19 protein-coding genes are annotated in these 22,387 nt (G+C 56.6%); 4 read left to right on the top strand and 15 right to left on the bottom strand.

All coding sequences use genetic code 11. The features are described 5' to 3' along the window. From DWV43_RS10375 to DWV43_RS10550, 10 genes are all read right to left on the bottom strand, one after another. The coding region (locus DWV43_RS10375; RefSeq protein ID WP_233542727.1) for a hypothetical protein at nt 1–220 on the bottom strand (220 nt) is incomplete at its 3' end. 200 nt (nt 221–420) lie between these two features. Then, entirely contained in the window at nt 421–2,055 is a 1,635-nt protein-coding gene (locus DWV43_RS07405) for an ABC transporter ATP-binding protein (RefSeq protein ID WP_084591801.1), read from the bottom strand. Continuing rightward, entirely contained in the window at nt 2,039–3,337 is a 1,299-nt protein-coding gene (locus DWV43_RS07400; protein ID WP_117817690.1) for a radical SAM/SPASM domain-containing protein, read from the bottom strand. Before DWV43_RS07400 ends, DWV43_RS07405 begins: the two co-directional genes overlap by 17 nt. A 66-nt stretch (nt 3,338–3,403) precedes the next feature. Beyond that, the gene (locus tag DWV43_RS07395) at nt 3,404–4,192 is read right to left on the bottom strand and encodes a hypothetical protein (protein WP_035137757.1); all 789 of its coding nucleotides are present in this window, start codon (nt 4,190–4,192) and stop codon (nt 3,404–3,406) included. Next, entirely contained in the window at nt 4,189–5,007 is an 819-nt protein-coding gene (locus DWV43_RS07390) for a hypothetical protein (RefSeq protein ID WP_117564851.1), read from the bottom strand. The genes DWV43_RS07395 and DWV43_RS07390 overlap by 4 nt, the downstream gene beginning before the upstream one ends. Then, complete coding sequence (locus tag DWV43_RS07385; protein WP_117817692.1) at nt 5,007–5,612, bottom strand: ATP-binding cassette domain-containing protein; 606 nt, start codon at nt 5,610–5,612, stop codon at nt 5,007–5,009. The genes DWV43_RS07390 and DWV43_RS07385 overlap by 1 nt, the downstream gene beginning before the upstream one ends. Next, nucleotides 5,534–5,926 (bottom strand): ATP-binding cassette domain-containing protein, encoded by a 393-nt coding sequence (locus tag DWV43_RS10555; RefSeq protein WP_370446030.1) that lies wholly within the window; start codon nt 5,924–5,926, stop codon nt 5,534–5,536. The genes DWV43_RS07385 and DWV43_RS10555 overlap by 79 nt, the downstream gene beginning before the upstream one ends. A 701-nt stretch (nt 5,927–6,627) precedes the next feature. After that, complete coding sequence (locus DWV43_RS07375) at nt 6,628–6,957, bottom strand: helix-turn-helix transcriptional regulator (RefSeq protein ID WP_052044110.1); 330 nt, start codon at nt 6,955–6,957, stop codon at nt 6,628–6,630. Between the two features lie 8 nt (nt 6,958–6,965). Then, nucleotides 6,966–7,502 carry a hypothetical protein gene (locus tag DWV43_RS07370; protein ID WP_035137761.1) on the bottom strand — a complete coding sequence of 179 codons (537 nt, stop codon included), beginning with the start codon at nt 7,500–7,502 and terminating at the stop codon, nt 6,966–6,968. Nucleotides 7,503–7,681: 179 nt separating this feature from the next. Continuing rightward, complete coding sequence (locus DWV43_RS10550) at nt 7,682–8,422, bottom strand: ATP-binding protein (protein ID WP_117817696.1); 741 nt, start codon at nt 8,420–8,422, stop codon at nt 7,682–7,684. 291 nt (nt 8,423–8,713) lie between these two features. Here DWV43_RS10550 and malQ point away from each other — a divergent pair, with 291 nt between their 5' ends. Both malQ and glgP read left to right on the top strand, forming a co-directional pair. Continuing rightward, entirely contained in the window at nt 8,714–10,291 is a 1,578-nt protein-coding gene (malQ, locus tag DWV43_RS07360; protein ID WP_255413150.1) for a 4-alpha-glucanotransferase, read from the top strand. Between the two features lie 128 nt (nt 10,292–10,419). Continuing rightward, on the top strand, nt 10,420–12,687 hold the full coding sequence (gene glgP, locus DWV43_RS07355) for a glycogen/starch/alpha-glucan family phosphorylase (protein ID WP_117776882.1): 2,268 nt from the start codon (nt 10,420–10,422) through the stop codon (nt 12,685–12,687). A gap of 455 nt (nt 12,688–13,142) precedes the next feature. Here the strand turns inward: glgP and DWV43_RS07350 are convergent, their stop codons facing one another. From DWV43_RS07350 to DWV43_RS07330, 5 genes are all read right to left on the bottom strand, one after another. Beyond that, nucleotides 13,143–14,342 carry an ABC transporter ATP-binding protein gene (locus tag DWV43_RS07350; RefSeq protein WP_117794677.1) on the bottom strand — a complete coding sequence of 400 codons (1,200 nt, stop codon included), beginning with the start codon at nt 14,340–14,342 and terminating at the stop codon, nt 13,143–13,145. 68 nt (nt 14,343–14,410) lie between these two features. Continuing rightward, the gene (locus DWV43_RS07345) at nt 14,411–15,250 is read right to left on the bottom strand and encodes a carbohydrate ABC transporter permease (protein WP_117584245.1); all 840 of its coding nucleotides are present in this window, start codon (nt 15,248–15,250) and stop codon (nt 14,411–14,413) included. Beyond that, nucleotides 15,250–16,104, bottom strand: a complete 855-nt coding sequence (locus DWV43_RS07340; RefSeq protein ID WP_055252174.1) for a carbohydrate ABC transporter permease — start codon at nt 16,102–16,104, stop codon at nt 15,250–15,252. Before DWV43_RS07340 ends, DWV43_RS07345 begins: the two co-directional genes overlap by 1 nt. A gap of 87 nt (nt 16,105–16,191) precedes the next feature. Then, on the bottom strand, nt 16,192–17,508 hold the full coding sequence (locus DWV43_RS07335; RefSeq protein ID WP_055252173.1) for an ABC transporter substrate-binding protein: 1,317 nt from the start codon (nt 17,506–17,508) through the stop codon (nt 16,192–16,194). 306 nt (nt 17,509–17,814) lie between these two features. Then, complete coding sequence (locus DWV43_RS07330; protein ID WP_117776883.1) at nt 17,815–18,534, bottom strand: GntR family transcriptional regulator; 720 nt, start codon at nt 18,532–18,534, stop codon at nt 17,815–17,817. A gap of 224 nt (nt 18,535–18,758) precedes the next feature. Here DWV43_RS07330 and DWV43_RS07325 point away from each other — a divergent pair, with 224 nt between their 5' ends. Beyond that, entirely contained in the window at nt 18,759–21,209 is a 2,451-nt protein-coding gene (locus DWV43_RS07325) for a PTS transporter subunit EIIC (protein ID WP_117817698.1), read from the top strand. Between the two features lie 127 nt (nt 21,210–21,336). Further along, nucleotides 21,337–22,350, top strand: coding sequence for a polyprenyl synthetase family protein (locus DWV43_RS07320; RefSeq protein WP_117817700.1), 1,014 nt, complete (start codon nt 21,337–21,339; stop codon nt 22,348–22,350). Nucleotides 22,351–22,387 lie beyond the last annotated feature (37 nt).

Raw genomic sequence — 22,387 nt, 5'->3', positions numbered from 1 at the left:
CCGGCTCCATGTCGTGGATGAGCGTGGAGCCGGGCGCCACACGGCTCCCGAACGTCGCCAAGGTCTTCGCCCTGCTTGTCTTGCCAAGGTCCTCCCGGATGAAGATTGAATTGCCTGGCTCATCGCAGCCGAGCGCGACACGGCCTCTACCCGAGACCATCATCTCTACACATAGCCCATCATTCGACAAGAACGCGCAGTTTGTCCTGCATAGGCGCATGGTGTCCCCCTCCGCCGCAAGAGGTGAGCAAAAGAGAGGCTCCCCTCGCCACTACCGGACAAAGGGACCTCTCTGGGGAAACACGCTATAAAACCTTCTTGCCGGGCGGTCGAGTACAGCACCGACGGCGTACCCGTGGAGACCTACCCAGAGCCCACGCCATTTCAAGTTTCTTGGTCTTCAACGCCACAATCCGATAATCATCCAGCCGTCGAAATGACCTCGTCACAGGCGGCAAGCATCTCCTCGTCATGAGTGACAACGATTACAATATGGTCTCTCTTAATTTCATGAAGCAATTTGATCAGCGCGCCTCGACTCTTCGCATCAAGTGCTGAGGTCGGTTCATCAAAAAGCATAACGTCCGGCGATTTCAACAGCTGTCTCACAATTGCAATCTTTTGCTTCTCGCCGCCGGACACCCCTCCTTTCCCGCCGTCAAGCATCGCCGTTGCCCCGTTCTCCACAGAAGCAACCATTTCGTCTAGCCCCAATATGACAAGCATCCGATTCAGCTTATCCATCTCGTAATCATCAGAAAGCAGCGTAAGATTATCGAGAATCGTCCCCTCAACGATAGGGGGTTCTTGCTCCGTAATGCTGACTCGACACCGCCGCAATGCATATCGATCGATGCAACGCTGTGACACCCCGTTGTAGCGAACGGCCCCTTCTGTGTCATCTGGATATAGCCCCAATATCACTGACAGCAGCGAGCTCTTCCCCGAACCATTCGGCCCCGAGATTCCATATAGCCGACCCCTGGAAAACGCGAGCCCCTCAATGCTTAACGCGACCCTTTCCGCCCCTGGATAACGTAGCTTGATGTTCTCTAGACGGATTTCCTCAATCGGACCAAGCGCCAATTTGCCATTCGCTTCCACCGGGACATCCCAAATTCTTTTCAGCCGCTCATAGCATACGCGATTAGTCTGGTAATCCCTTCCCCAGCCCAACAAATACTGTACCGCTGAGCTTAAGTTCGAATAATATCCAACAGCAGTCACGAGAAAACCAGGCAACAGTCTCCCGCCCATCACTTCAACCGCGCCCACAGCAAGAAGACATCCTTGAGCGGCGGAAGCGACCAACGCGTTGCCAAAGGTAAATCTAGACCCTACTTCCTGATTTGCTCTCATCGTTGGATAGAGCCCATTAAAAGCTTCGACCAGTACAGCGCGGGACCTATCGAACAAAGCATGTTTGCGGATGAAATCAACTTTCTCCAACTGATCTTGTAGACAGGAAAAAAACCTCGCGCTCTGCTCTTGTACGTCAAAACTTCTCTCAAACAGCCTTGCGCGTGAAACCGCATAAAAAGCGGCACTCGCTGCCGCAAGAACAAGGCAGACCACACTCAACTTGATATTCAGGCTACCGAGAACAAACAGGGCGGACAAAAGGGTGATAACGTTGCTTGAAACCCCCACAACCGAGTTGATTACGAAGATGACAAGGTCATTAGCGTCGTGATTGATTTGCTGGTTATAATACGACGCGTTGAAGCCCTCGAAGAATGCCTGGGGAAGGTGCTTCACGTGCTCAAGCGTATCCGCATTTAAGCCGAACCCCGCATGCGACTGAAGGTTGATGTACAGCATCTCTGAGCAATACACTAGTCCCGCTCGAACCGCTTGGACCGCAACCAAAATAAGGCAACAAACGAGAACGGCGGCAAGATCGGCGCTGGCCGGCATCGCCAATCGGTTTACCACTATGCCGGTAAGAAAGGGACCCGCAAGCGCAAGCAGCCCGACCAAAACTGTTACGACAAGATAGGCGTAGAATCGACCGCCCAGTATATATTTTCTACAGAGATTAAGCATCAGCCTCATTTTGCCCCGCACCCCGTTTTGCCGTATTCATCATCTGGGAGAGCAGCATTTTTTGCTCGGCATCATACCGGAAGGAAACGCAACGTTTCCCCTCACCGTTTAAGGCGTGGTTGGGGCACCCTCCCATGCACATGGGAAAAGCAAAGCACTCTTGGCATTCCGGGTCATCCGGCTCATATGCCATCCAGTTAATCATGTTCTTGCTCAACATTGGCGGCTCGAAAATAGTTCCGACCCTCCGCTCCTTCATTCCAATGTCATCCCAGCACTTATACAAATCTCCGACGGGATCAACCACGTACGAGTTGATTCCAACGGCGCAACATATCCCGAAATTCGTCCCACCAAAAGGTTGAACTTTGAAGCCCCGCGCAATTGCCCTTTTAGAAAACTCAGTCTCCTCATACGAGAACTCTTTTACAGTAAAGCAGTGGCTGTCGTTCGCACATACCTGATTGATATCGTCAACAGGGGCTAAATAGAAGTGAACCTTATTCATCAGGCCATTTAGCTCGAGATAATCCAATAGCTCTTGAGCGGCCTCGATGTTGGTCTTGTCGACGTTGCTCCTTATCGAAATATCGATGATGTCGGCACACTCTTTGACGTTCTTGAGAATACGTTCGTATGTAGGGCTTCCGTCGTGAAGAATCCTTCTCGAATCGTGATCCGACTTCGATCCATCTATAGTCACTTGCGCGCTCGTCACACCACATGCCGCGAGCCTCCTTGCAACATCAGGCGTCAGCAGATAGCCATTTGTCACTATCGATGCGGAATATTCACACGTTGGCCCCACGACATCTTTCAGATCCGACGTAATCCGTTCGATCATCTTCATTCCGAGCAGAGGCTCGCCGCCGTACCATCCAACTGAGAGACTTGCGATACCAGGATAGTAATCTTTCACGAACTTGGAGAGCTGTGTCAAAACCTCCTCGCCCATCGTCGTGTACGCCTGTCCCTTTTCATAGCAGTAGGGACAGCAAAAGTTGCAAGCCATCGTTGGCGCAATGGTAAGGGACAGAGCAGTATTCGCAAAGCGCGCGGCGCGACTTTGCAACCTGATCTCCCCAAGCTCGTCCCTCTCCTCATTGACTAGGATGCCTCCCCTTATCAGCTCCGCGACAAGATCATCGGCATCCCGAACGTCCCCTTCTTGAATCCTTTTGAATTTCTGCGCGTATTCCGGATTTAACGACAGGATGCCGCCGGTTCGCGCATTCATGATAAGAAGACTTCCGTTATGTTCATGCACCACATTAAATTGCGACAGTTTCACTTCGCACCATCTCCATTTCCAACCAAATCCATATCGACCCTCAGACGCTGCGCATACGCCAGCGCACTACCTTCTTCGATAAAAACTGCACGAAAGCAGCAATAGACATGCGAGCGACACGATGACCGCATGGCCGCATGCAGCCATCAGGACCGTCCCGCCGGCAGCCCCGCACGCCCTCATCCAATAAGCCATGTGAACCGGGGGTAAAACGGTTGGGAAACTCATCGCGATAACAAGGCCCGCGAACGTTGCGACCAGCAAGGCTCCCGACACAAGAGATCTGATCCTGAACACCTCATATGCAACCGCAACCATCAGCGTATAAGCGGCGTCTATAACGATATTCGACAGGAGTGCCGAGGTCACATTACCAACCGTAAGGCTGTCTAGACCGCTTCCGGAGCACACGGCAAAGACCGCAGCGACACCGAGAGTAAACACGATGTAGGGGCACAGCGTATACACTTCGCAAGCCAATGTCTTTGCCGCAAACAGCTGCCAGCTGCGGAAGCCCCGAGCAATCGAAACTCCCCTTGCCGACACGCTCGTCGCATCACCGAATAGCGTCCCCGCCACAACAACAGAGACGATTGGGAAGAACACCGTATGCGCCATGGAGACGACACTTAGCCAGGAAGAGATACCCGTTGGCCCAACCCCTATCGAGAAAAGATAGCCCGGATCGGCGGAAAAGCCAAAGAACTGGCCCTCTCCCCCTGCGGAGACCCATGCGCCGGACCCGGCAAACACATAAATCCCCGCGATGCCCAAATACATCAGCGCTATTATCACGGCGAGTTTCATTCTCCTTGCACGGAACAGTTCCGCCCTGACCGACATCCCAAGATTCATCGAACCGCCGTCCTTACAAATAGCGAGACGAGCGCAACTCCAACCGACACAAGCACAGTGCCGCCCGCATACAGCAAAACCTGAATTACACCAACATTCTGCATACTCAGGGAACACAGGTTCATCAGGTAATACACGGGCGAGAGCATGAGCAGCAAGCTGGGCTGACCGCTTCCGTATGTACTTGGGAACCACACCATCACAAATGTCGAAACCGCTATTGCAACGACGCTGCTCGCCACCACACTCCTCGTGAGCAAATACAGGGCGAAGGTAGCGGCGTACATCGAAATGAGCAGCAGCGCGATCATCAGCGCAATCGATACAAATTGGGCAAACCCTGAGCACGAGGCCCCAACGTCCCATTGGGCCATCTTGGTTAAATACAGCGCAGTCGTAGAAAGAAGATACACGGCACCGACCAGAGTGCAGTTCACCAACAGCTTCGTGATCACAATCGCCGCCTGCGACACCCCTCGCGATCTCGATACGGCGTAAGCCACGGATTCAAAGTCTCTCGACGTAGCGTAAACCGCGTAGAGAATCGTCACCGGAATCCAGACCACTGTAGACGCAAAAGACGTCCGGGCAACAGAGCCCAAAACGTCCCCTGCATCCACTAGGTTTCCAATAAAACCTATAGCCCCTCCAAGCGTATACGGGTCATCACCGGCGACCATGATCAGCACCTCAGACGAAGTCGCAGCCGCAACCACATACAGCACAGCCGCAAGCGCAATCATCAGAGCGGTCGCCGGGTGCCTGGCGAGCAACCATACCTCGCTCCGAAAAGCTGAGATGAACTCGCGTTTCATCACAGCTCGCTCTCTCGACCGATGAGCTCCGAATAAAACTCCTCAAGGCTCTTCCTATGAGAATACGCCTCCGCAACCCTCACACCTGCGGTCGAGAGCGCTTCGATTGCAATGCCCCGCCCTTCCTTTTTCTCCTCATAGCGCATAAGGACGCTGCCGTCCGGCAGAAAAGAATGTGAGGTCTCATCTCCGAGAACCGATCTCGTTCGCTCCAGATCGTCCACATGCAACACGAAACCACCGCGGCATGACTTTTCCAGCTGAGGTGCGGTCATCCTTCGAATGAGGCGACCATGACTTATGAAGAGGTAATCAGTTGCCAGCTTGTGCATCTCCTCAAGATTGTGGCTGGATACGAGAATCGTTTTACCTTGATCTTTGTTAAGATGCGTAAGGATTTTTCTTACTTCGACTATCCCCATCGGATCCAGGCCGTTTGTCGGCTCGTCCAGGATCAACAGCTCCGGATCGCCCAGCAACGCTATGGCCAGATCGAGACGCCTCCTCATTCCCATTGAGAAGTTCTTCACTTTCTTCCCGCCGGCCTCCCCCAAACCGACGGTTGATAACACACCGTCGATGGAACGATCGGTGGGAGGCCCCACTCAATACAGCGAACGACCAAGTTGTCTCGCGCGGTCAGATTAGGATACGAAGCATTGAGGTCGGGCATATAACCCAGCCTTTCCCTGCAGCTCCGTATTTCACGTCTCCCGGTTTGCCCAAACATCGAGATCGTTCCTGACGATGGCTCCGAAAGCCCCGTGATCAATCGAATTAACGTGCTCTTGCCGGCACCATTCTCCCCAATGAGTGCACACAGCTCGCCTTCCATTAAAGAGAACGAGACTGATTTAACCGCTTCAAACCCGCCATATCTCTTGGATATGGCACGCAATTCAACTGGGACTTCCCGCATGGACGACATCCTCCCCGTCAATAAAAAGGGACGACATGGCAATTGTGCGGGGTTATAGGTAACGTCGGTTCGCCCCCCATATTGCAATGCCACATCGCCCCTCAGGCGCTGCTGGCCAAAATATCTTTGAACAGTCTGTGCACGCCGTACGGCGTGCGCTATCCGCTAAAAGCGGATAGTGCACTCCTGTGAAGAACACTTGGTGCTGCAGCTGCCGTGCGCGTAAAAGAAGCAATTGCTGCACATGGGCTCAGCCCCGGCTGACGGCTCGGTAATCCATTCCATTTCATTCCCCTCCTTTCGCGGTAGAAAGCCAGTTCATCTCTGCCCCCTAGAAACGGAACGTGCAGGACTGATTGGGGCACCTCTTCGTGCATCCCCCGTGCGCGTAGAAGAAGCAGTTGCCGCACGCGGGTGCAACGCCTTCCTCCGGCTCGTTAATCCAATCCATCTCTCCCTCCTTTCCTTGCATACCGAATTGATAATGTTATTCTAATTCGATATGTATCATATTTCAATATAAGCTTATTTATATATTACACAAGGTAAGCACCCCCCTGCATCCAGCACAGGAAATGACTCTCTCGTTCCCCAGTGACGCGGCGAGAAATACAGGCCACTGCAGGACGTTGAATGAACAGCCCGTGAAAACCGTTGTTTTCACGGGCTGCACCTGCTCAATACTTTTTTATTCTCCAGCCTCAGTCGTCTCTAAGATCGACCACGTAAACATGATCTGACTCCAGGACCGGGTCATCACCCGTCGCGGTCGCCCTGCTCAGCGCGTTGCGGGCGCGCCGCGTCGCCAGTTCCTCAAGTTCTCTTTCGTTGACGCGCTTAATAAGATCGCCAGGCTGGCAATCAAGCTCTACGCAAATATCCAGCAATGTCTTTAACCTAATTGCCTTCACCTTGCCATTTCGTATTTTTGAGATACTTGCCGGTGTGTGCCCGGTCGCCCGAATGATATCCGTACTCGTCTTTCCGCGTCGAAGCAATAAGCTTTCAAGCTCAATAATCAGATAGTCCATGCCGCCCCTCACACCAAATCCTCGGTCTGGTCTTGAAGCAGAGCTCCGTAGCGCCATATCGCAGAAATCGAGAAGCAGCAAACGGCCCCCAGCACAGCACCAATATCTATGGGCAGGGCCAGGTTTTCAAACATCGAATAGGCGTTCCCCAGCAAGTCGAAGGGGCCAATCACTATCGAAAGAAACCCCGGAGAAAACAAGAGGTCACCTATTGCCGCTGCAACAAACAGCCACCCGATAATCGAGATTCTTCGAGCATGCGAAAGGGTAAAGGGCGATTCGCCATGAGCCATGTCCATGCTGATTCCCCGCAGGGTCCATGTGGCCCCTCCGGAAATCAGAAGATACATCAAAGGAACCACTACGGAAACCGTCTTTGATGGATCATATAGGTTTCCTTGAGCAGCCATAAGCCCAATGGAAATAACCACCACCACCGAACAGCAACACACCGCTATAAACAGCGCCGTAAACAGAATCCCAAGCCTTCTTCCGAGAGTCATCATCTTCTGGATGGACTTATCGATCTTCTGGGCGCTATTCACCACAGCTCCTCCTAAAGCAATCAGAGGTCTTCTTACTTACTGTTTTTCCTACATTGTAACGAACTCGATAAGAAGAGGGTCGCTTCACGCCGCGCAATCCCGAACTCCAAGCGTTTCTCATCAGCATTGCCCATCTTTCGAGTCGAAATTCAAATCCAGTTTCTTATCGCATGCTGAAATCAACCCGAACTGGATGTGACTGGAAAACAGCGCGCTGCGTCGGTCGCGCTTTCCCGAGCGACTCTGGCACAACAGACGATATGAGTTGAACATTGGGGCCTCTCCCCTTGCAGCTCTCTCGTGGGTCGGGCGACAATGGTCGTACCATCAACCGCGGCCGCGCGCTGCGGGCCCTCGGCCTCGGCTGCGTCGTCGGGGCGGTCCCGAAGATGCACCGGCCCGCGGCCGACCGCGGCCGCAAGAACGACCGCCGCACGCCGAGTGGCTGGCACGCATGCTGGCGCGCCGCAACGTCGTCGAGGTGTGGGTCCCCGACGAGCGCCCTCGAGGACGCGCGCGACGACCTGCAACACGCCAAGCAGCGGATGTCGAAGTTCCTGCTGCGCCACGGCCTCGTCTTCGACGAGACGACGCCGGCCGGCAGGCGCAGGGGCGCCTGGACGGGGGCCTACTGGGACTGGACGGAGTCCCTCTCCTTCGACGAGCCCGACGACGCCGCGGCCTACGAGCACTACATGGACGGAAATGACCTGGTAGAGAACCCTCGCACCGTCTACGTCGCAGGGGACGTAGACGAACTCGTCGAGCACGAGCAGCCTCGCGGGCGACACGTCGTTCAACAGTTTCGACAGCGTTCCCTTGCGCTTCGCGTTGCCGAGCTCGAGAACCAGCTGCGCGGTCTGCCAGAACCTGACCGACATGTCCGCGGCGACCGCGCGCATCGTGAGGGCGACTGCCATGCGCGTCTTGCCGCGCCTGGACTTACCGAAGAAGACGAGGTCTTCGCGCGATTGTTTGTGTCAACGGCCAACTGAATGTGAACCCTTCTTGCATTGTTGCAACCTGGCTGGCAGCCGGTCTTTAATGACGACGACCATTGTCGCCCGACCCACAAAAGAGCCGCAAGGGGAGGAGCTCCCAATGTTCAACTCATATCGTCTATGGCGCACTACCATTCACCGAAAGTCGGCAACTTTTTCATTCTCTCTATACATGTTTAAACAACATGTTCTACAATAGGGACAATAGCAATGGAAACTCGGGACGAGCCGTCTATCCATCTACGGCGCAGCCCCTTATTCAAAAGGACGGTGAGTGCATCCATGGAGCGTGCAAGCGGCGTTCTGATGCCCGTTTCGTCATTGCCCGGACCTTACGGTATCGGCGGCTTTGGCTGGAACGCCTATGACTTTGTCGATTTCCTCGCCTCGTGCAAACAACATTACTGGCAGATTCTCCCCCTTACGACAACGAGCTATGGCGACTCGCCCTATCAGTCGTTCTCGGCCCGTGCGGGCAACCCCAATTTCATCGACTTTGCCGAGCTTATCGAGGCCGGCTATCTGGAGCAGTGCGATATCGACGGCGTGTACCTGGGCTCCGACCCCAGCAATGTCGACTATGGTGCCATCTTTGGTGGCCGTCGTCAGATTCTCGACCGCGCCGCCGAGCGCTTTGCCGCCGACAAGCCGGCCGACTTCGACGACTTTGTCCAAGCAAACGAAGACTGGCTCATCCCCTACTGCGAGTTCATGACCGTCAAGGAGGAGTGCGGTCTCAAGGCCTTTTGGGAGTGGCCCGCAGAGCTCCGTACCCGCGGCGAGGCTTCTGCCAAGGTCTGCGCCGCCCATCCCGCGCGCATGCTCTACCACCAGATGACGCAGTACTTCTTCAATCGTCAGTGGAGCCGCCTCAAGGCCTATGCCAACGAGCGCGATATCCTCATCATCGGCGACCTGCCCATCTATGTCTCGCGCGACTCCGTCGAGATGTGGGCCACGCCCGAGCTCTTTAAGATCGACGCCGCCGGTAATCCTGTGAGTGTCGCCGGCACGCCGCCCGACCAGTTCTCGGCCACCGGCCAGTACTGGGGCAATCCCATCTACGACTGGGACGCCATGGAAGCCGACGGTTTCTCCTGGTGGGAGGGCCGTATCCGCGCCGCCCTCGACATGTACGATGTCATCCGCCTGGATCACTTCCGCGGCTTCGAGGCCTATTGGGAGGTGCCGTTCTCCTCACCCGATTCGTCCTACGGTTCGTGGACGCAGGGCCCCGGCCTCAAGTTCTTCAAGACGCTCGAGGAAAAGCTCGGCACGCTGCCCATCATCGCCGAAGACCTGGGCTTCCTCACCCCCGGCGTCATCGACATGCGCGACAACTCGGGCTTCCCCGGCATGAAGATCTTGCAGTTCGCCTTTGAGGGCACCAACTCGTACTACCTGCCGCACAACTACATTGCCAACACCGTCGCCTATGTGGGCACACACGACAACGAGACGGCGCGCGGTTGGTTTGAGGGAACGGCCACCCCGCGTCAGCGCGAGCAGGCGGCCCTGTACACCCACCAGCAGGCAGGCGAGCCCATGGCCGATGCACTCAACCGCGCCATCGCCGCCAGCGTAAGCGATACCTGCATCTACACCATGCAGGACCTGCTCAACCTGGGCAACGAGGCGCGCATCAACACTCCCGCCACCATGGGCGGCAACTGGACCTGGCGCATGCTCGATGGCGCCATCACCCGCGAGCTCGAGCACAAGCTCACCGGCTGGACCGAGACCTACTTCCGCATCCCGTCGGAAGACGAAATTGAGCTTCCCCAATAGGAGCCACCGCGCCCGACCCCACCCCATCGTGCGGACGCGTCCGTTTTCCCCGCGCGAGGCCACTCCAATCCCTCGCGCGGGCTTCTTTTGAATTTCTGACATGTAATCAACCCATCACAGGAGGAAACATGCCCCGTATCAATCTTGCGGATCTTGCCGAGCAGTCCTTTGGCACCTCGCTCGAGCAGCTCGATGACCGTCGTATTTATAAGCTGCTGGCCAAGCTCGTGCAGGAGCGCTCTGCCGCCTGTCCTCTCAACAACGGCAAGAAAAAGCTCTACTACATCTCTGCCGAGTTTTTGATCGGCAAGCTGCTCATCAACAATATGATCGACCTTGGCATCTATGACGAGGTTAAGGACCAGCTCACCGCCGCGGGCCACGACCTCAACAAGATCGAGGAGTTCGAGGTCGAACCGTCGCTCGGCAACGGCGGCCTGGGCCGTCTGGCCGCATGCTTCCTGGATTCCATCGCCACGCTGGGCTTGACCGGCGATGGCGTGGGCCTCAACTACCATTACGGCCTGTTCCGCCAGCGCTTTGTCGACAACCAGCAGAAGGCCGTCCCCGACGAGTGGCTCGGTGAGCAGGACATCCTAGTCGACGACGACCGCTCCTACACCGTCGAGTTCGGTGATTTTGCCGTTACTTCCAAGCTCGTCAACATCGATGTACCCGGTTATGGCCAGCCCACCAAGAACCGCCTACGCCTGTTCGACCTGGCAAGTGTCGACGACGGCCTGGTCCCCGGCAGCTCCATCGACTTCGACAAGACCGAGATCGCCAAGAACCTCACCTTGTTCCTCTATCCGGATGATTCCGACGAGCAGGGCCGCCTGCTTCGCATCTACCAGGAATACTTCATGGTGAGCAACGCCGCCCAGCTCCTGATCGACGAGGCCATCGAGCGCGGCAGCAACTTGCACGACCTGGCCGACTACGCCGTAGTCCAGATCAATGACACGCACCCCACCATGGTCATTCCCGAGCTCATTCGCCTGCTCACCACCGAGCACGACATCGAGTTTGACGAGGCCGTGACCATCGTACGGTCCATGGTCGCCTACACTAACCACACGATTCTTGCCGAGGCCCTCGAGAAGTGGCCGCTCGCCAGCCTGCAAAAGGTCTCCCCTGCCATCGCCGACATTATCGTCAAGCTCGATGAGATCGCCAAGGCCGAGCACGACGACCCACGCGTCGCCATCATCGACGAATACGACACCGTCCACATGGCCCACATGGACATCCACTTTGGCTTCTCCATCAACGGCGTCGCCGCGCTGCACACCAAGATCCTGGAGGATACCGAGCTTCATCCGTTCTACGAGATCTACCCCGAGAAGTTCTCCAACAAGACCAACGGCATCACCTTCCGCCGTTGGATCCATGGCGCCAACCCCGCGCTCGCCAGCCTGCTCGACGATGTGATCGGCACCGATTGGCGCAGCACCGGCGACCTGAGTAAGCTTGCCGAGTTCGTTGACGACAAAGATGTTCTTGAGCGCCTGGCCGCCACCAAGGCCGAGGCCAAGGCCATCATGCGCCAGTTCATGGCGCTCGAGCAGGGCGTGACCATTCCCTCCAACGCCATCATCGACGTCCAGGTCAAGCGCATCCACGAGTACAAGCGCCAGCAGATGCTCGCGCTCTACATCATCTGGAAGTACCTCGATATCAAGAACGGCAACAGACCTAAGCATCCCGTCACCATCATCTTTGGCGGCAAGGCGGCCCCTGCCTACACTATCGCCCAAGACATCATTCACCTGATCCTGACGCTGTCCCAGTGGATTGCAAACGACCCCGACGTGGCTCCCTACCTGCAGGTTGTCATGATCGAGAACTACAACGTCACCGCTGCCGAGCGCGTGATCCCCGCTGCTGACATCTCCGAGCAGATCAGCCTGGCCTCCAAGGAGGCGAGCGGCACCTCCAACATGAAGTTCATGCTCAACGGCGCTTTGACCCTGTGCACGCTCGACGGTGCCAACGTGGAGATTGCCGAGCTTGTCGGCGACGAGAACATCTATACCTTTGGCGCCTCGTCCAAGCAGGTCGAGCAGCTCTACGCCGACGGCACCTATGACGCCGGCGCGCTCTACCGCAAGCCCGGCATCAAGCTGCTGGTGGACTTCATCACCAACCCCGCCTTTATGGCGACCGGCAACGCCGAGCGCCTGCAGCGCCTGCACGACGACATCATGGGCAAGGACTGGTTTATGGCTCTACTCGACATTGAGGAGTACATCCAGACCAAGGAGCGCGTGCTGGCCGACTACGAGGACCAGGACGCTTGGATGCGCAAGGCGCTGATCAACATCGCCAACGCCGGCACCTTCTCGTCCGACCGCACGATCTCCCAGTACAACGACGAGATCTGGCACCTGAGCTAATTCGGTTTCATCGCCCATCCTCTTGAAAACGGAGCCACGGCAACGCGGCTCCGTTTTTTGTGCCCGCACGTTACCCTGTGATCCGACTCGGCCAAACAATCTCGATCCATAACAACTACTCAACCAAAACGGTCCCAGCTGTTACAGATTGAGACATACCGGCCCCTCCCCTTGGGTTTATCTCAATCTGTAACATCTAGCAGCTGAAATTCGTCTTTGGTGTTACAGATTTAGATGAAATGGTTAGCTCAGCGGAACCGTCTCGATCTGTAACATCTAACGTCCGAAATCGGCCCCACCTGTTACAGATCGAGACAAACGACCGGCCAGACAGCCCCAACACAAAGAAAGGCTCCCCTCTCGCCCAGTGGACGGGAGGGAAGCCTTATATGTGACCGCGGCAAAAGGATGGCAATACCGCAGTCGCCCAAAGGGAGGGTCTGGATGCACCGGGCCTAGATAAGGTTCTTGCCAGAGACCTTATCGAAGAGGTGGGTCGCGTTCTTCTCGAACTTGAACCAGATGGGGTCGCCCGCCTTGAGCGCGCCCTTGGCCTCGAGGTCGACGACGGGGATAATCAGGACAAACTGGCCGTCGGGAGCGGTCACGTGGACATGCTCGGTCGAGCCCATGAGCTCGGTCACCTCGACGGTGCCCTGGAGCGCACCCTCCTCGCCCTTGTCGGCAAGCAGGATCTGCTCGGGACGCACGCCGGCCGTAATCTCCTTCACGTCGCCGCCGTCCCAGTTGAGGGCAAGCCGTGCGCAAGTCTCGGGGGCGAGCGCCACGTTCATATCCTCGGTCTTGACGGTAAAGCCGTTGCCCGAGCGCACCAGCTGGGCATCGAAGAAGTTCATCTGCGGCACGCCGATGAAGCCGGCGACGAAGATGTTCGCGGGATGGTTGAAGACCTCCTGCGGCGTGGCGATCTGCTGGACGACGCCGTCCTTCATGACCACGATACGGTCGCCGAGGGTCATAGCCTCGGTCTGGTCGTGGGTAACGTAGATGAAGGTACCCTTGATCTCGTGACGCAGCTTAATGAGCTCGGCGCGCATCTGGTTACGCAACTTGGCGTCCAGGTTGGACAGCGGCTCGTCCATCAGGAAGACCTTGGGGTCACGCACGATGGCTCGGCCGATGGCGACGCGCTGACGCTGACCGCCCGAAAGCGCCTTGGGCTTACGGTCGAGGTACTCGGTAATACCCAGGATCTCGGCAGCGGAGCGGACCTTGCGGTCGATCTCGTCCTTGGGGACTTTCTTGAGCTCGAGCGTAAACGCCATGTTCTCGTACACCGTCATATTGGGATACAGAGCATAGCTCTGGAACACCATGGCGATGTCGCGGTCCTTGGGAGCGACGTCGTTGACGCGCTTGCCATCGATGAGCACATCGCCCGAGGTGATGTCCTCCAGGCCGGCGATCATGCGCATCGTCGTGGACTTACCGCAGCCAGAGGGGCCAACGAGGACGATGAACTCCTGGTCGTGAACGGTGAGGTTGAAGTCCTCTACAGCAAGCACACCGTCCTCGGTAACCTTAAGGTTGTGCTTCTTCTCCTCGGTCTTCTTCTTTTTGCCAAAGAAGCCCTTCTTTTTTGACTCGTTGTTGGGATACACCTTCTGAACATGTTTGAGAACGATCTCGGCCATGTCTTTACCTTTCGATACGCGGCGCCGCGCTGAGGGGCGCCGCCAAAACTTGCAAAACAGTTACGGCATCAGCCCTTGACGGCACCTGCCACAACGCCGTCAATGATGTACTTCTGGCAGAAGATGTACATGATGACGATGGGGATGACGACCATCATGATGCATGCCATCATGGGGCCGAGCTCGACGTGGCCATAGCCGCCACGGAAGTACTGGATCAAGATAGGAATGGTCTTGTACTTGGTGGAGTCGAGCGTAAGGTAGGGCAGCAGATAGTCGTTCCAGACCCACATGGTCTCAAGGATACCGACCGAAAGATAGGTGGGCTTCATAATGGGAAGGACGATCTTAAAGAACACCTGGACCGGGTTGCAGCCGTCGATCATGGCCGCCTCTTCGATCTCGAGCGGGATGTTCTTTACAAAGCCGGCGAACATAAAGACCGCGAGGCCCGCGCCAAAACCAAGGTAGATGAAGCAGATGTTAAACGGCGTGTTAAAGCCGATGCGGTCCGCGAGGTTGGACAGCGTGAACATGAGCATCTGGAACGGTACGACCATCGAGAAGACGAACAGGTAATAGAAGAAGTTCGAGATCTTGCTGTTGACGCGCACCACGTACCAAGCGCACATGGAGCAGCACACCAGAATCAGCACGACCGACGTGACCGTGATGATGAGCGAGTACATAAACGCCGAGGCAAAGCCCTGCTCGTTCAGAGCGTGCACGTAGTTTGCGAGGCCGTTGAACGTCTCGGGCGTGAGCAGATCGAACGCCGTGGTGGTGCTGATTGCGGTCGCTTTCTTAAAGGAATTGAGCGCAATCATGAACACGGGGTAGATCCATGCGAGCGACAGAATCGTAAAGAAGATCGAGAGCGCGCGGTTGATAGCCTTATCGCGTTTCATTACTGCTGCACCTCCTTGGACCTCGTGGCCTTAAGCTGGATCATAGAAATAGCGACAACCAGGATGCAGAAGATAACTGCCTTGGCCTGACCGATGCCCTGCCATGCGATGCCAGCACGCGAATAGAACGTGTTGTAGATGTTCAGGGCGAGCATCTCGGTGGAGTGCGCCGGGGCGCCACCGGTAAGGGCGAGGTTCTGGTCGAACAGCTTAAAGCCGTTGGTGATGGACAGGAACAGGCAGATGGTGATGGTCGGCATCAGGTTGGGGATCTTAACCTTCCAAAACGTCTGCCATGCCGTAGCGCCATCGACCTTGGCGGCCTCGATGTAGTCAGACGGGATGGACTGCAGACCGGCGATGTAGATGATCATCATGTAGCCGACCTGCTGCCACAGGGTCAGGATGATAAGGCCCCAGAAGCCAGCAGCAGAGTTAAGGGCGATGAGCTGGGCGCCCACGTTGGAGAGCAGGCAGTTGATCAGAATCTGCCAAATGTAGCCCAGCACGATGCCGCCGATCAGGTTAGGCATAAAGAAGATCGTACGGAAGATGTTGGTGCCCTTGAGCGCTTTGCGGGTGAGCGCCTGCGCGATGGCCAGCGCGATCACGTTGATGAGCACCGTCGACAGGAAGGCAAACGCCACGGTAAAGAAGAACGACGTGGAGAACTGCGGATCGGACAGCGCGCGCACGTAGTTCTCGATACCGACAAAGTGCGCGTTATTGATGGTAATAAACTGGCAGAACGAGAGATAGAAACCCTGGATAAAGGGAATCACGAACCCGATCATAAACGCCAGGCACGTGGGCAGCATAAAGAGCGGCCACCAGCGCTTGAGTGCTTTGCCCATAGAAGGGTCCTTTCAATATGCAGGGGGCGGGCAAACCTACGTCTGCCCGCCCCCTGTCGCTAATCAGATAGCTTGGGCAGCAACTGCTTACTCGGAAGCAGCCTTCTCGGTCTTCCAGCCATCGACGAAGGCGTTCTTGACGCCGTCCCACTTGGTGTTGTCGGCAGCATAAGCGATGAGAGCCTGCTTGAGGTTCTTCTTCCACTCCTCGGAGGGGATGTAAACGAAGTCCCAAGCGACGGTCTTCTTGCCGTCCTTGGCCATAGCAACGGCCTGCTGCGAGAAGACGTTGGTGGTCTCCTTAGCGCTCTTGAACGGGGCGGTCAGACCCATCTTGTCAGCGATGATGCTGGTGGCGGTGTCAGAAGTGACGCACCAATACATGAAGTCCTCGGTGGCCTTCTGGGCATCCTCGGAAGCCTGGGAGCTGACGCACCAGTAGTTCTCGCCGCCGGAGCACAGGCCCTGGTTCTCCTCGCCGTCGACGCCGATGTAGATCGGCAGCATGCCGAGCTGGTCGTCGGTCATACCGGCCTTGGTGAGGTCGGCGTAGGCCCAAGAGCCGTTCTGGTAGAAGACGGCCTTGCCGGTTGCGAACTCGTTGGTGGCGTCGTCACCGGTCTTGGAGGCGAGCTGCGAAGGATCGCAGGTGGAGTCGGTGATATACAGGTCGAAGATCTGCTTAAAGTTGTCGAGATACTCGCCCTTGATCTCGTCGTCCTCCTGATTGTGCTCCTTCTCGAACTCGTAGTAGAGCGGGAGGTTGGCGAGGTGCGTGGTGTAGCGCCAGCTGGAGGAGTCATCCATGCCGGCGGAAGTGAAGGCACCGTCAACGCCGAGCTCGTCCTTGCGGGCCTGGATGTCATCGGCGCAAGCCTTCAGCTTGTCGAAGGAGTTGATGTCCTCGGCCTTGTAGCCGGCCTTCTCGAGGAGCTCCTTGTTGTAGATGATGCCGTAGCTCTCCTGAACCCAGTCGATACCCAGATCCTTGCCGTCGGACTGCAGCGCCAGGGAGTCGTCGATGAGCTCACCGCGGAGCTTGGTGTCGGAAAGATCGGCGCAGTAGTCCTTCCAGTTCTTAAGGCCGGTGGGGCCGTTGACCTGGAACAGCGTCGGAGCGGAGCTCTTGGACATCTCGGACTTGAGCTTCTCCTCGTAGGTGTTGGAGGCGGCGGTCACGATCTTGACCTCGACGCCCTTCTCCTTCTTGTACGCCTTGGCGATCTCCTTCCACTCCTTGTCGACCTCAGGCTTAAATTGGAGGAAGTAGACCTCGGCAGCGTCACCAGAAGCAGAGGAGCCGGAGCCGGCAGAACCACCACAGCCCACGAGACCCAGACCAAGAACCGCAGCCGCGGAGCCAGCGAAGCCCAGGAACTGCCTTCTGCTCATTTCGTTCTTCATTACAATCCACCCTTTCACACCGTGGCGGCACCCTTTGCCGCCGCCTTCGGAGATTGGCTCGGGGACTTTGCCCCTTTTGCTGATTTGTACAATACGCTATTTGGCTAGTTGTTTGAACAAGTATTACTAGAGCGGTAGAAAAACTTCGGTGAACGGTAATTTCAACTTGATACTTGACAAGTTTTGTATAAACAATTACTTGTTATCGAATGCAGAGAAAACGCCCGGTCAAGCCGATGCATCGTCGGTTTGACCGGGCGTTTTCTCTTTGAGGACATGAGTCTCGTCAGGCTGCGAGCTAGCCGGCTATCGCTTGGAGTTGACGCGGTAGTGGAAGATCTCGGGATGCGTGCGGGCATGCGTCACCTCAAATAAGATGCCGTCCGAGGTGTACGACTGGCTCTCCATAACGGCGACGCAGTTGTACTTGCCAAGGTCCAAGTAGCTGCAGTCCTCATCGTTGGCAAGCTCGACGCTCACCGTACGGCGGCTCGCCATCACTTTGACGCCACGCTTGTGCTCCAGATAGTCGTAGATAGAGCTTGCCGCAATCTCGGGGGTCAGGCCCTTGGCGATCGACTCCAAAAAGTAGCCGTGGTCCACCTGGCGCGCGCTGCCGTTGAGGCTTCGGACACGCACGACGCGAATCAGCTCCTCGCCCACCTTAAAGCCAAGGCGGCGCGACAGTTGCTCAGTGCAAATCAAATGTTCAAAAGACTTGACCTCGGTCGATGCGACGGCATTGTTGCGTTTTGCGAACTCGCCAAACGACTCAACCTCTTCGAGTGCGCCCAGCATGTCGGTTTCGCCCTTAAGCCAAATAACGCGCACGCCCTTGCCGTGTATAGGCTGCACAAACATCTGGTCGGCCAGCATGCTCAAGGCGCGTCGAACGGTATTGCGCGTGCAGCCAAACTCCGCGGTCAGCTCGGCTTCGGTTGGCAGCATCTCCTGAAACGCATAGGTCCCGTTAATGATGCGCGAACGGATCTCGCGGTAGATTCCTTCGTAAATCGCTTTTGGCATAACTTCACCTCTAATGAATATGTATGGCTAGGCACGATAGCATTTCTTAAAGTTGTTTAAACCGATTATCGGTAAAGTACGGATTATTTACCGTCGACGGTTCCCCCGAAACCCAAATCGGACCGAATCAAAACCGTCAATGCGGCAAGCAGCCAGTCCTCTACAATGAGTTCATTGTTTAAACGTTCTTGCTCGCACAGCATGTTGCATCCGGAAGGCATATTATGCTGCAGAAAATCCAACGCTTTGGCGGGGCAATGTTCGCGCCCGCCATGCTGTTTTCTATATCAGGCCTCATGGTCGGCATCTCCGCCCTCGCCACGACCGTAGACATCGTCGGTGACCTCGCCGTATACGGAACCCCTTGGTACGTTTTCTGGACCATCATCCAGCGCGGCTCGTGGACGGTCTTTAAACGTCTCCCGCTCCTTTTTGCCGTAGCGCTGCCTATCGGTCTTGCCCAAAAGCAACCGGCACGCTGCTGCCTCGAGGCACTCGTGGCCTATTTTGCCTATTGCTTCTTTTTGAGCGAGATCATTAAGCTGAGCGGAGACAACCTTGGGCTTAAGTACCCATCATCTTTGACCCCCGCCAGCGGTATCACCGTCATCGACGGCATCAAGACGCTCGACACCGGCATTATCGGCCCGCTGGCGGTATCGGCAACCGTCGTCGCCATCCATGACCGCTTCTACGATGCCAAGGTTCCCGATTGGCTCGGCACCTTCTCGGGTTCCTCGCTGGTCTACCTCATCAGCTTTTTTGCCGTGTTTGCCCTTGCCGCCATCTCGGCCGCCATCGTGCCCTTCGCATACGCCGTGACCGAAACGCTGCGCCACGCACTTGCGGGCGTCGGCCCCTTCGGCGTGGGCATCTTTGTGTTTTTGGAGCGAGCACTCGAGCCCATGGGGCTGCACCACCTGCTCTATATGCCCATCTATTACGACAATCTGGTCATTCACGACGGTATTTACGCCACGTGGACCAACCTGCTCCCCATTCTCTCCCATAGCACGCGCCCTTTAAATGAACTTGCGCCCTGGGCAGGTTTTACCGCCACCGGCTGGGGCAAGCTCTTTGGCCTTCCCGCCATCGCGGCAGCATTCTATTTCACCGCCAAACCCGAACGCCGCGCCGGCCTTAAGGTCATCCTTTTGCCCGCCATCGTCGCCTCGGTGGTCTGCGGTGTCACCGAGCCGCTCGAGTTTCTCTTTATGTTCACCTATCCTGGACTCTTTTTGCTCTACGCCGTCCTATCCTCCTGCCTTGCCATGACCATGAACTTCTTCGGTATCGTCGGCATCTTCTCGGGCGGTCTCATGGAAATGACGGCCTTCAACTTCATCCCACTCATGCGAATGCATGCCGGCTCCTACCTTTTGGCGCTCGGTATCGGTCTTGCCTTTAGCCTCATCTTTTTTGTTAGTTTTCGAGCACTCATCTTGGTCTATGACCTTAAGACGCCGGGCCGCGAGGATCATGTCTCCAATCGCGCGGCAATCGATCGTTTAACGGGAAGCGGCTTTGCCAAAGAGCAATCTCCCAATGGCGAGGTCAGTATTCAATCCGATCAAGATCACGTCCTCGCTGAGCGGGTAATTCAGCTTTTAGGTGGCGTTGGCAATATCGTGGGCGCAACCAACTGCGCCACGCGCCTGCGCGTCGAGGTCGCAGACCCTTCCATCGTTGCAGATAACGCGTCGTTTGTCGCGGTGGGCGCCAAGGGCCTCATCATTACGGGCAAGACCGCCCAGGTGATTATCGGCATCTCCGTTCCCCGCGTTAAAGAGCATTTTGACCAGATCATGGGCCTCGAGCCGGGATTTGTGCCCACCACCTCGGCCTCCCCTGCCGCCAGCGCAGCCCATAAGCGCGGCGATATCTGCTTCTTCGATATCGACGGAACACTCGCCTGGCAAGACCCTCGAGTGGCACAAGAGCTTCCCGAGAGCGAGCGAGACCTCTCCCCCTATCCCAATGAAGCGGTCTCGCAAGCCATCCGTAATTTTGTCGCCAAGGGCAATATGGCGTTTATCTGCACAGGGCGCACGCTGAGCTGCATCCATCCAAAGCTGCTCGATCTGCCCTGGACCGGCATCGTCTGCCTCGCGGGTGGCTATGTCGAACTTGAGGGACACGTGATCCGCGATTTGGCGATGACGCCCGGTATGCTGCAGCGTCTTGCTCCCATTCTTGAGCAATCGGACGAAGTGATTCGTTTTGAGGGACTCAATGGCGTCGTTCGCATGGGTGCCGATGCGCCCGACGCCCCCGGATATGCCCGCACCGTGGGCGATGCAATTACGCAGCTGCAACATTACAGCGCCTACAAGATCTTAATGTCCACGTCGCTTGCCAACCGCATCGCTCAGGATCAAACGTTTGAGCCGCTGCTCTGCTTTAACGAGCTCGAGCTCGAAGTGACCGAGATTTCGCCTCGCGAATGTACCAAGCGCGAGGGTATCCAGTCCGTACTCGACGCTCTCGACCCCAACCATGGAACGGTGTATGGCATCGGTGATGCCAGCAATGACATCTCGCTGATGAACGCCGTCGACGTCGGCATCGCCATGGGCAATGCACCGGACTTCCTCAAGGAAAAGGCCGACTATGTCACCGACAGCATCGACCACGACGGCGTCGTCACCGCGCTCGAACACTTTGGGCTTATCTAGCCAAGCCCCTACTGCACTTGCGGCCGCATGGACCAATCGTCTTCAACCGCCGCGCTCGACGCCCTAATGTGGCAATATGTTGTCTGCATAATGCAACGATGCAACCTATCAAAGAATGCGAGAACCCGTGTCCAGTCCGTTTACCAGCTTTTTAGCCCAGCACTTTGACCAGATTAACGACTATCTGGCCACGTTCTTTGACGGACAGGCGACTTCCGCCGATATCGAGCGCTACCTGTACGCACCACTTTCGGCCTTTACGGCCAACGCCGGCAAACGCCACCGCCCGCTCATCTGCATGCTCGCCGCCACCGCGGTGGGCGGAAGCTTCGAAAGCGCCCGCAGCGCCGCGGCGGCCATCGAGCACTTTCAGTCGGGCGCACTCATCCACGACGACATCGCCGACAACGGGCAGATTCGTCGCGGCAAGCCCTGCATGCACCTTACCGAGGGTACCGGTCTTGCCATCAACTGCGGTGACCTGGCGCTCACCATGGTCACCAAGACGGTTCTCGACGACCCCACACTCAACGCAGACGTGAAGCTTCGCGTGCTCCACGAGCTTACCGAGATGATCGTCCGTACCATCGAGGGCCAGGCGCTCGACCTGGGCTGGGTCCGCGACGGGCGCTTTGACATTTCGGTCGACGATTATCTGGACATGGCGACGCACAAGACCGCGTACTACAGCGGAGCGACGCCGCTTGCCGCCGGAGCCATTATCGGCGGCGGCAGCGAAGAGCAGATTGAGGCACTGCGCGCCTTTGGGCTGCACACGGGCCTTGCCTTCCAGATTCAAGACGACCTGCTCAACTTGATCGGCACCAAAGAGGCCGCCAACAAGGACTTCCGCACCGACATCACCGAGGGTAAACGCACGCTCGTTGCCGTGCACGCCCTGTCTGATGAGCGCCATCACGACGAGGTCGAGGCAATCCTTTCCTCGGGCACCGAGGACCCCGCGCAGCTCGCGCGCGCCGTGGAGATCTTCCAGCAGACCGGCTCCATCGAATATGCTCACGCCTACGCGCTGGACCTGACCGCAAAAGCCAAGGCTGCCATCGAGAACGTTGAGCTTGACCCGCACGCACGCGAACTGTTCCTCTCCATGGCAGATTTCTTTGTGGAGCGCCTCAACTAGCGGGGGTCACAAAACCTGTGGGCAGCGCGTTTGGGTA

The organism is Collinsella sp. AF05-9, assembly GCF_003465595.1.
Taxonomy (GTDB): domain Bacteria; phylum Actinomycetota; class Coriobacteriia; order Coriobacteriales; family Coriobacteriaceae; genus Collinsella.
This window is presented reverse-complemented; position numbering and strand designations above follow the sequence as displayed.

Bases quoted from the DNA above. Each gene is read 5' to 3' on its own strand.
- DWV43_RS07325 (WP_117817698.1), top strand. From the start codon at position 18,759: ATGCTGCAGAAAATCCAACGCTTTGGCGGGGCAATGTTCGCGCCCGCC.
- DWV43_RS07395 (WP_035137757.1), bottom strand. From the start codon at position 4,192: ATGAATCTTGGGATGTCGGTCAGGGCGGAACTGTTCCGTGCAAGGAGA.
- DWV43_RS10550 (WP_117817696.1), bottom strand. From the start codon at position 8,422: ATGGCAGTCGCCCTCACGATGCGCGCGGTCGCCGCGGACATGTCGGTC.
- DWV43_RS07375 (WP_052044110.1), bottom strand. From the start codon at position 6,957: ATGGACTATCTGATTATTGAGCTTGAAAGCTTATTGCTTCGACGCGGA.
- DWV43_RS07340 (WP_055252174.1), bottom strand. From the start codon at position 16,104: ATGGGCAAAGCACTCAAGCGCTGGTGGCCGCTCTTTATGCTGCCCACG.
- DWV43_RS10555 (WP_370446030.1), bottom strand. From the start codon at position 5,926: ATGCGGGAAGTCCCAGTTGAATTGCGTGCCATATCCAAGAGATATGGC.
- DWV43_RS07350 (WP_117794677.1), bottom strand. From the start codon at position 14,342: ATGGCCGAGATCGTTCTCAAACATGTTCAGAAGGTGTATCCCAACAAC.
- glgP (WP_117776882.1), top strand. From the start codon at position 10,420: ATGCCCCGTATCAATCTTGCGGATCTTGCCGAGCAGTCCTTTGGCACC.
- DWV43_RS07390 (WP_117564851.1), bottom strand. From the start codon at position 5,007: ATGAAACGCGAGTTCATCTCAGCTTTTCGGAGCGAGGTATGGTTGCTC.
- DWV43_RS07405 (WP_084591801.1), bottom strand. From the start codon at position 2,055: ATGAGGCTGATGCTTAATCTCTGTAGAAAATATATACTGGGCGGTCGA.
- DWV43_RS07330 (WP_117776883.1), bottom strand. From the start codon at position 18,534: ATGCCAAAAGCGATTTACGAAGGAATCTACCGCGAGATCCGTTCGCGC.
- DWV43_RS07345 (WP_117584245.1), bottom strand. From the start codon at position 15,250: ATGAAACGCGATAAGGCTATCAACCGCGCGCTCTCGATCTTCTTTACG.
- malQ (WP_255413150.1), top strand. From the start codon at position 8,714: ATGGAAACTCGGGACGAGCCGTCTATCCATCTACGGCGCAGCCCCTTA.
- DWV43_RS07335 (WP_055252173.1), bottom strand. From the start codon at position 17,508: ATGAAGAACGAAATGAGCAGAAGGCAGTTCCTGGGCTTCGCTGGCTCC.